At 67.9% G+C, this 8,807-nt stretch carries 9 protein-coding genes; 3 read left to right on the top strand and 6 right to left on the bottom strand.

Going from position 1 to position 8,807, the window contains the following annotated elements:
• Positions 1-84 precede the first annotated feature (84 nt).
• The 3 genes from ID132_RS00420 to ID132_RS00410 all read right to left on the bottom strand — a co-directional run bounded on the left by ID132_RS00420 (position 85) and on the right by ID132_RS00410 (position 3,210).
• Positions 85-1,458: an LCP family protein gene (locus ID132_RS00420; RefSeq protein WP_193127576.1), complete on the bottom strand. Its 1,374-nt coding sequence runs from the start codon at positions 1,456-1,458 to the stop codon at positions 85-87.
• A 145-nt stretch (positions 1,459-1,603) separates the two neighbouring features.
• A complete protein-coding gene (gene purE, locus ID132_RS00415) occupies positions 1,604-2,014 on the bottom strand; it encodes a 5-(carboxyamino)imidazole ribonucleotide mutase (RefSeq protein ID WP_459562412.1) in 411 nt (136 codons plus the stop codon).
• A 59-nt stretch (positions 2,015-2,073) separates the two neighbouring features.
• Positions 2,074-3,210: a 5-(carboxyamino)imidazole ribonucleotide synthase gene (locus ID132_RS00410; protein WP_125106893.1), complete on the bottom strand. Its 1,137-nt coding sequence runs from the start codon at positions 3,208-3,210 to the stop codon at positions 2,074-2,076.
• Between the two features lie 159 nt (positions 3,211-3,369).
• Here ID132_RS00410 and ID132_RS00405 point away from each other — a divergent pair, with 159 nt between their 5' ends.
• Complete coding sequence (locus ID132_RS00405; protein ID WP_235988147.1) at positions 3,370-3,951, top strand: GtrA family protein; 582 nt, start codon at positions 3,370-3,372, stop codon at positions 3,949-3,951.
• A gap of 23 nt (positions 3,952-3,974) precedes the next feature.
• On the opposite strand, the gene ectB is transcribed toward ID132_RS00405, so the two are convergent.
• From ectB to ID132_RS00390, 3 genes are read right to left on the bottom strand one after another with little or no spacing between them, the layout of a single operon-like run.
• Positions 3,975-5,237: a diaminobutyrate--2-oxoglutarate transaminase gene (ectB, locus tag ID132_RS00400; protein WP_459562411.1), complete on the bottom strand. Its 1,263-nt coding sequence runs from the start codon at positions 5,235-5,237 to the stop codon at positions 3,975-3,977.
• Between the two features lie 38 nt (positions 5,238-5,275).
• A complete protein-coding gene (locus tag ID132_RS14525; RefSeq protein ID WP_125106891.1) occupies positions 5,276-5,866 on the bottom strand; it encodes a PH domain-containing protein in 591 nt (196 codons plus the stop codon).
• The gene (locus ID132_RS00390; RefSeq protein WP_164509745.1) at positions 5,863-6,756 is read right to left on the bottom strand and encodes a biotin--[acetyl-CoA-carboxylase] ligase; all 894 of its coding nucleotides are present in this window, start codon (positions 6,754-6,756) and stop codon (positions 5,863-5,865) included. Before ID132_RS00390 ends, ID132_RS14525 begins: the two co-directional genes overlap by 4 nt.
• A gap of 159 nt (positions 6,757-6,915) precedes the next feature.
• On the opposite strand from ID132_RS00390, the gene ID132_RS00385 reads away from it, so the two are divergent.
• On the top strand, positions 6,916-8,523 hold the full coding sequence (locus tag ID132_RS00385; protein WP_193127574.1) for an acyl-CoA carboxylase subunit beta: 1,608 nt from the start codon (positions 6,916-6,918) through the stop codon (positions 8,521-8,523).
• Positions 8,523-8,786 carry an acyl-CoA carboxylase epsilon subunit gene (locus tag ID132_RS00380; protein WP_125106888.1) on the top strand — a complete coding sequence of 88 codons (264 nt, stop codon included), beginning with the start codon at positions 8,523-8,525 and terminating at the stop codon, positions 8,784-8,786. The genes ID132_RS00385 and ID132_RS00380 overlap by 1 nt, the downstream gene beginning before the upstream one ends.
• The last annotated feature ends 21 nt before the right edge of the window (positions 8,787-8,807 follow it).

Raw genomic sequence — 8,807 nt, 5'->3', positions numbered from 1 at the left:
TGTAACTTGCCATCACTTTGTGTCGTGGGCCCGGCCACGTGCACGGGTCGGCCCTTCGACAAGCTCAGGGACCGGATGCGCGCGCTACTGCGTCGCGTTCGGGTCGTTGCCCGCCAGGGCGTCCTCGATGAGGGTGTGGCCGTACTCGTAATCGGGCACGACGTCCTCGATCTGGAACAGCGGCGGCGCGAGGTCGAGGCGGATGTTGTCGTCGCGGCCGCGCGACTTCAGCGCGAGGTCGGCGATGATGCCGATCTGCCCCTTCGGGATGTCAGTTGTCACGACCTCGTCGAGGGAGTTCATGATTGCCCTCGAGTGCTGCACCATGGCGCCGGGCAGCTGCGCGATGATCGCGTCCTGCAGCTCGCGCTGCCGCTCCATGCGGGCGTAGTCGGTGGTTTCGTAGCGCGAGCGGGCGTACCAGAGGGCGTGATCGCCGTTCAGCGTCTGCAGGCCAGGCTCGATGTACGCCGTCGGCGGCGTCCAGCCGGGTGAGCCATCGTCGTTGATGCCCATCGCGATGCGCTCCTTGACGTCGATCTCGACGCCACCCATCGCATCCACGAGGTCGGCAAACCCCTGCATGTTGATCATCACGTGGTACTGAATGTCGAGGCCGGTGATCCACTCGACCGCGTCCTTCGTCGCCTCGATGGCCGGCTCGGAGCCGTGGTCGGCCGCATCCTGGTACATGTCGTAGTTCCACACCGTCACCTCGGTGTAGACCGAGTTGAGGTAGCAGACGTCGACGTTGCAGCCCGTGTAGCCATCGGGATACATGTCGTGCATCGGGCCGTCGACGAAGCCAAAATCGGTGAGCGTACGCGGCAGACCGATCGTCGTAACCTGGCCAGTGAACGCGTCGAAGCTCATGACGCTGATCGAGTCGGGGCGCACGCCCTCGCGGTCCGCGCCCGCGTCACCGCCGAGCAGCATGACGTTGATGCGGCCGTCGGCGGGCAGCTTTAGCCCCGCGCTGCCGCCGCCGAAGATGTTGTCGACGGTGTTCCGCACGACGCCGATCTGCGTCGCGATGAAACCGCCAACGAACACCGGAATCACTGTCGCGATCAGCGCGACCACGAGCACCAGGCCGCGAGCGAGCGCATCCACGCGAATGAGCCTCGCTTGCCGCATCGTCTCGACCATCGTCACGGCCATCCAGAGGCCGTAGCCGAGGAACACCCACGCGAGCAGCCGCAGCCCCCAAGACGTGGTCAGCGGGAAGAACAGCGCACTGCGGAGCACGAACCAAAGCACGAGCACTGCGATGAGCACGTACACCCACAGCAGCCAGAGCCGCAGCCCCGCGCGCCCGAATCGGCGGTTGCCGGCAAGCAGCGGGCCAGCACCCGGCACGAGCAGGTTGGCGACGAGTAGCCACCAGGCTCGCCGAGTCATGAACTCGGGTGAGGACACGTCGGGCTGACGCAGCGGGCGGGCGAAGGATGAGTGCATAAATGAAAGGCCTAGGTCGCGGACGCGAAGGGGCGCGGCTGACGGAACACCGCAATCACGCCCCGAGGGAATATACCCGGCGCGCTCGCGAAAAACCGTCGGCCAAGCCGAACGCTAGAGCTGCGCCTTGAGCGCCGCGTTCTTCTCATCGACCATCGCGGTGAGCCCGTCGGCGTACTCCTGCAGCCGATCGGCCACTGCCGCGTCGTGCGANACCGAGGATGCGCGCGGCGAGAATTCCCGCGTTCTTCGCGCCGCCGATCGACACGGTCGCGACCGGGATGCCCGCGGGCATCTGCACGATCGACAGCAGCGAGTCCATCCCGTCGAGATACTTGAGCGGCACGGGCACACCGACCACCGGCAGCGTGGTCATCGAGGCGACCATGCCGGGCAGGTGCGCCGCGCCGCCGGCGCCCGCGATAATCACCTCGAGGCCGCGCGAGCGCGCCTGCCGGGCGTAGTCGACCAGCTTGTCGGGCGTACGGTGGGCCGAGACGACCTCGACCTCGCAGGCGACCCCGAACTCAGCGAGGATGTCGCGGGCCTCGTGCATGACTCGCCAGTCGGAGTCTGAGCCCATGATGATGCCCACGCGGGGCGTCGCGTCCGTGGTCATTCCGCGATCTCCTCATCGTCGAACGTCGCGGCCGCGGATCGCGCGGCGTAGGCGACCTCGTCGAGGTTGCCACCGGTCACGGTCACGTGGCCCACCTTGCGGCCGGGGCGCGCCGACTTGCCGTAGGTGTGCAACTTCGCCTCGGGGTGGCGGGCCATCACGGCGGCGAAGCGATCGGTGATCGCTTCGTGCTGCGGGCCGCCGAGAATGTTGATCATGACGCTCGCGGCCTCGCGGGCGCTCGCGTCGCCAAGCGGCAGGTCGAGCACGGCGCGCAGGTGCTGCTCGAACTGGCTCGTGCGAGCGCCGTCGATCGTCCAGTGCCCCGTGTTGTGCGGGCGCATCGCGAGCTCGTTGATGAGCACGCGATCGTCGGTGGTTTCAAACAGCTCGACCGCGAGCACACCGGTCACGTCGAGGCCGGATGCGATCTGCTCGGCGATCGCGCGCGTCACCTCGCGCTCGCGTGGGGAGGCGGAAGGAGCCGGGGCGAGCACCTCCTTGCACACGCCGTTCTGTTGCACCGACTCGACGAGCGGCCAGGCCACGATCTCACCGGAGGGTCGGCGCGCGACAAGCTGCGCGAGCTCGCGGCGGAAGTCGACGAGTTCCTCAACGAGGAGCGCCTCGAAGTCGCCGAACCAGTCGGCGCCCTCGCTGCCGGCGCGCACGATGCGCACGCCGTGGCCGTCGTAGCCGCCGCGGGGCGTCTTCAGCACCGCCTCGCCGTCGTGCGCGGCGATGAATGCGTCAAGCTCGGCCTCGGTGCGTACCTCGGCCCACTCGGGCACCGGCGCGCCGAGTTCGGTGAGGCGGCGACGCATCGCGAGCTTGTCCTGCGCGAACTCGAGGGCGTGGGGCCCGGGATGCACGGCGACGCCGTCGTCGACGAGCGCCCGGAGGACGTCCTGCGGCACGTGCTCGTGGTCGAAGGTGACGACGTCGACCCCGCGGGCGAACTCGCGCACCGTCTCGAGGTCGCGGTAGTCGCCGACCTCGGTCGCCGCGAGGCGTGCCGACGAGCCCTCTGTCTCGGCGAGCACGCGGATCTCAATGCCAAGTTCGAGCGCCTGCGGCACCATCATTCGGGCGAGCTGGCCGCCGCCGATAACACCCACGATTGGCACTGGCATGAAAATCCTCCGCTCGTTGTATGACGTGCACGCTGGCCGCCGACATCCTCTCCATTGTGGCATCCACAACCGCCAGATCAGCGTGCGCAGGGGTCTCTCATGCGAGAATGGTCGACGGCCCGCGAGGACTTTCCCTGCACCCGACCCATCGGACACGCATTGACTGAACAGCAGCATCCCCACCACGATCCGTCGTGGCGCGACACCAGGCACCCCCAATCGGGTGCGATCGCGATCATTGCTGCTGAAGAGGCCGACGCGCGAACCCACCCCGGCAATCACCCCCGCCGCGGCACCCGCGACTGGTGGGGCCACCTCTTCAAGCAGCTCATGAAGTTCGGGCTCATCGGCGGCCTCGGCGTCGTCGTCGACATGGGCGTGTTCAACTGGCTGCGCGCGACAGTGCTGTCGCCCTCCGAGGTCACGTGGGGCCCGATGGCCGCGAACATCATCGCGACGCTCGTCGCGATCATCTTCAACTGGGCCGGCAACCGCTTCTGGACGTTCCGCAAGGAACGCCACCACACCTCAACCTCGCGCGAGGCGATCGAGTTCTTCGCCGTCAGCCTCGCCGGCATGCTCATCGGCCTGCTGCCGCTGTGGTTCACCCACTACGGCATGGGCTGGACGAGCCCGATCGCCGACAACATTTCAAAGCTGGTCGGTATCGGCCTCGGCTCGGTTTTCCGCTTCGTGCTCTACCGCTGGTGGGTTTACTCCCCCAGCCGCGCGACCGCCTAGCGGCCGCGCGACCGGCGGACTAACTAGCTCGCGACGGCGGCGAGGTTCCGGGCCGAGCGCGCGAGCACATCCACGCCGGCGCGCAGCTCGTCGAGCTCGATGACGAGCGGCGGCAGGAACTTGAGCACCTGATCGTCCGAGCCGGCGCACTCGATGATGACGCCGTTCTTGAAGGCTTCCTTGCTCATGCGGCCGGCCCACGTGCGGTCGGCCTTCGACTCGACGCCGTAGACGAGGCCGCGGCCGCGCACCTCGAGCTCGAGGGCGGGATGCTCGGCGGCGAGCTTCTCGAGCTCCTCGCGCAGCAGCTCGCTGCGCTCGGCGATGCCGCGCTCGAACTCGTCGTTCGTCCAGTACGTCTCGATAGCGCGCTGCGCGGCGACGAACGACAGGTTGAGGCCGCGGAAAGTGCCCGAGTGCTGACCCGGCTTCCAGATGTCGAGATCGGGGCGAATGAGCAGCAGTGCCATCGGCAAGCCATAGCCACCGATCGACTTCGAGAGCGTGACGAGGTCGGGCACGATTCCCGAGTCTTCCCAGCTGAAGAACTNGCCGGTGCGGCCGACGCCGACCTGGATGTCGTCGACGATGAGCAGAATGTCGCGGTCGGCAGTGAGCTTGCGCAGGTGCTGCAGCCACTCGCGCGAGGCGACGTTGATGCCGCCCTCGCCCTGCACCGTCTCGACGATCACGGCGGCAGGGGCGTCAACGCCGCCCGATGCGTCGTCGAGCATCTTCTCGAGCAGGTCGAGCGTGTCGAAGTCGGCGCCGAGGTAGCCGTCGTAGGGCATCCGGGTGACGTTGCCGAGGTTGACGCCGGCGGCCTTGCGGAAGCCCGAGCCCGCCGTGGCCGCGACCGCGCCGAGCGAGACGCCGTGGAACGCGTTCGTGAAGGCGATGATGTTGCTGCGGCCCGTCGCCATGCGCGCGAGCTTCAGCGCCGCCTCGACGGTGTTGGCGCCGGTCGGGCCCGTGAACTGCACGCGGTAGTCGAGTCCGCGGGGCGTAAGGATGTGCTGCTCGAACGCCTCGAGGAACTCGCGCTTCGCGCTCGTGGCCATGTCGAGGCCGTGCACGATGCCGTCCCGCTCGATGTAGTCGAGCAGCGCCTGCTTGAAGTTGTCGTTGTTGTGCCCGTAGTTGAGCGTTCCGGCACCGGCAAAGAAGTCAATGTACTCGGTGCCGTCTTCAGCGATGAGTCGCGACCCCTTCGCCGAGGTGAACACGGCTGGGAATGCGCGGATGTACCCGCGGACCTCAGATTCGCGTCGTTCAAATACATCCATGCTCATGTAGGCCTCCTAGTTATTGCAGTGGTTTGACCCTACCGCTCGGGGTTTCCCGTCAGCTCACGCAACGCCTGGGTCACGGTGACCGCGTTCGGCACGTCGCGCAGTTGCATCCGCAGTCCAGATACCGAGAGCAACGTGATCGTGCCGCTGCCGAAAATCGCCTGCCAGGCGTTGCGGCGCATCTCGACGCTCGAAACGACATGATGCGGTAGCTCGTGGGTGGTGTTGTGCGGTTGGCCCTTGCGGGTCGAGGTGCGATAGGTGGTGATGGTGTAGCGGGTGCGCAGCCAGAGAATGATCGGCACGAAGCCGAGCAGCACCAGCGCGACGGCCGCGATGATGCCCCACCACAGCCACGGGCCCGACTCGCGCAGCTCGCGAAACGCGTAGCCAATGAACGCGGCGCACACGATGATCACGAGGCTCGGGATCACGATGCGATTCGCGTGCTGCCGGATGCGCGCAATGGTCACCTCGGCGACGCCGCGCGGAGGCTGCGCCTGGTGCGCCGGCTGCGCGTGGCGGGGCGGATACGCGGCGTCGCTCGATTGCGGTTGGTCGGCGGCCTGCGGCGGGCCAGCGTGCTGCGGGTGCCCGCCTCCGGGTGCGAAGGGGCTGCTCACGCGAGCGACCCGTCGTCGAGGCGTAGGTGCTGCACGTCGCCGACGCGCACGGCGTGCTCGGTGCCGGCGTCGTCGGTGACGAGGAGTTCGCCCGTCGAGGCGACCCCGCTCGCGGTGCCGACGAGGTCGGTGTCTTCGAGACGGCTGACGCGTACGCGGCGGCCGAGGGTCGTGAGGTTGTCTCGCAGCTCGGCCGCGAGCCCTGAGGCCTCGGCGTCGCCGTTGTGCGCGATGAGGGCGTCGATGCGCGAGGCGAGCTCGCCGACGTACCGGACCGTCAGGTCTTCGTGTGGCACGTGGAGGCCGAGGTCGGCGATCGACGTCGCGTTCGCGAGCGCGTCGGCGTTCGCGAACGCCTCCGACACCTGGGCCGCGGCGAAGGCGGCACCCGCGGCCGCCGGCGGCGCGACGATCGGGATCGGCGTCGTGAGTGCCTGCGGGTCGCGCAGGTTGATGCCGGTGCCGACGACGCAGGCGAAGCGCTCGCCGCCCGCGATCACACCGAGGATTTCGCCGAGGATGCCCGCGGTCTTGCGGCCCTCGATGAGCACGTCGTTCGGCCACTTCAGCTGCAGGCGACTCGCCTGGTGGGGGCCCGCCAGCTCGGCGAGGGTAGCCCGAAGCGCGAGGCCAGCGGCAAGGGTGACCCAACCAATCGACGTGCGCGCCGCATCCGCCGAGAACTCGAGATATGTCGAGATGGCGAGCGACGCATCCGGGGTTTCGATCCACTCGCGGTCGAGCCGGCCGCGGCCCGCTGTCTGGTTCGTGGTCGCGAGGGTCTGGAACTGCGCGAACTGCTCCTCGTCAGCGAAGCGGCGGCGAACGGCGTCATTCGTTGAGTCGACGGTGTCGAGCCATTCGATCTTGGGTCCCCTGGCAGCAGTCATAGTGCTCCCATTATTGGCCGCATCGGCCGAGATCGGGCTGCATCCGTGCGTGATCATGGAGCACCCTGCCGCGCTTTGTGGCATTCGTCAAGAATCTTCCGCGATGTATACGAGGTTTCATCCACAGATTGGGACCCCGGCGCGTATAGGGTGGGCAGGATGAATGACAAGCCCGCCGCGAGCGAGCCCGAGGTCGACCTCTCGACCGCAGGCCGCATCCGAGACCTGAAGCACCGCCACGCCGAGGCCGTCACCGACGCCGAAGCTCGTGCCGCCGAGAAGCAGCATGCCAAGGGCAAGAACACCGCCCGCGAACGCATCCTTGCGCTGCTCGACCCGGGCTCGTTCGTCGAGTTCGACGAGTACGTGCGCCATCGCACCACCGCGTTCGGCATGGACAAGAGCCGGCCGTTCGGCGACTCCGTCGTGATCGGCACCGGCACGATCCACGGCCGCAACGTCGCCGTCTACTCGCAGAACTTCACGGTGTTCGGCGGCTCGCTCGGCGAGGTCGCCGGGCAGAAGATCGTGAAGATCATGGAGCACGCGCTGAAGACCGGCGTGCCGATCATCGGCATCCTCGACTCGGGCGGGGCGCGCATCCAGGAGGGCGTGATCGCGCTCGGTAAGTACGGCGAGATCTTCCGTCTCAACACGCGCGCGTCGGGCGTGATCCCGCAGATCTCGATCGTCATGGGCCCCGCGGCCGGTGGCGCCGTGTACTCGCCCGCACTCACCGACTTCGTGATCATGGTCGACAAGACCTCGCACATGTTCGTCACCGGCCCCGACGTCATCAAGACTGTCACGGGCGAGGACGTCGGCATGGAGGAGCTCGGCGGCGCGCTCGCCCACAACAAGGTGTCGGGCGTCTCGCACTACCTCGCGTCGGACGAAGACGATGCGCTCGACTACGCGCGCAACCTGCTCAGCTACCTGCCCGACAACAACCTCGCCGAGCTGCCGACCTACGACGCTGTCTCGACCCTCGAGGTCACCGACGCCGACCGCCAGCTCAACACGATCGTGCCCGACTCGCCGAACCAGCCGTATGACATGCTCTCGGTGATCGAGTCGGTCGTCGACGACGGCGAGTTTCTGCAGGTGCAGGAGCTCTATGCGCCGAACGTCATCGTCGGTTTCGCCCGCCTTGAGGGCTCGCCGATCGGCATCATCGCGAACCAGCCGAACCAGATGGCCGGCACGTTGAACATCGCCGCGGGCGAGAAGGCGGCGCGCTTCCTGCGGATGTGCGACTCGTTCTCGATCCCCATCGTCACCCTCGTCGACGTGCCCGGCTACCTGCCCGGCACCGAAGAGGAGTGGTCGGGCGTTATTCGCCGCGGCGCGAAGCTGCTCTACGCATACGCCGAGGCGACCGTGCCGCTCGTCACCGTGATTCTGCGCAAGGCCTACGGCGGCGCATACATCGTCATGGGTTCGAAGCAGATCGGCGCCGACCTCAACTTCGCGTGGCCGACCGCCGAGATCGCCGTGATGGGCGGCCAGGGCGCCGTGAACATCCTCTACCGCCGCGACATCAAGGCCGCCGAGGAGGCGGGTGAGGACGCCGCCGCGCTGGGCAAAAAGCTCGCCGACGAGTACACGTACTCGGTGGCGACGCCGTACCTCGCGGCCGAGCGTGGCGAGCTCGACTCGATCATCGAACCGGCGTCGACCCGCGTCACGCTGACGAAGGCGCTGCGGTCGCTGCGCTCGAAGCGCGCGTCGCTGCCACCGAAGAAGCACGGGAACATTCCGCTCTAATGTCGAAGCAACCAAAGGTCCGGATTCCGGATATCGACCTCACCGACTCGCTCACGCCGGGCGACGCGCGACTGCCGCGCGGCAACCCGACCGAAGACGAACTCGCCGCGATTGCGGGCACCCTCGGCGTCATGTTCACCGCGGGTGTGTCGGTCGACCGCCCGCGCGACCGCCCCGCGCGGCTCACACCCTGGCAGCGCACGCAGCGCGCCACGCGTGGCGGCGTCACCGCGCAGCAGATCCTCACCGACCGCTACCGCTAGCGAGCGCCCGCGCGGCACCGC

This window comes from Gulosibacter sediminis, from assembly GCF_014904065.1.
Taxonomy (GTDB): Bacteria; Actinomycetota; Actinomycetes; order Actinomycetales; family Microbacteriaceae; genus Gulosibacter; species Gulosibacter sediminis.
Note: the sequence above shows the minus strand (reverse complement) of the source record. Positions and strands in the feature narration are given on the sequence as shown.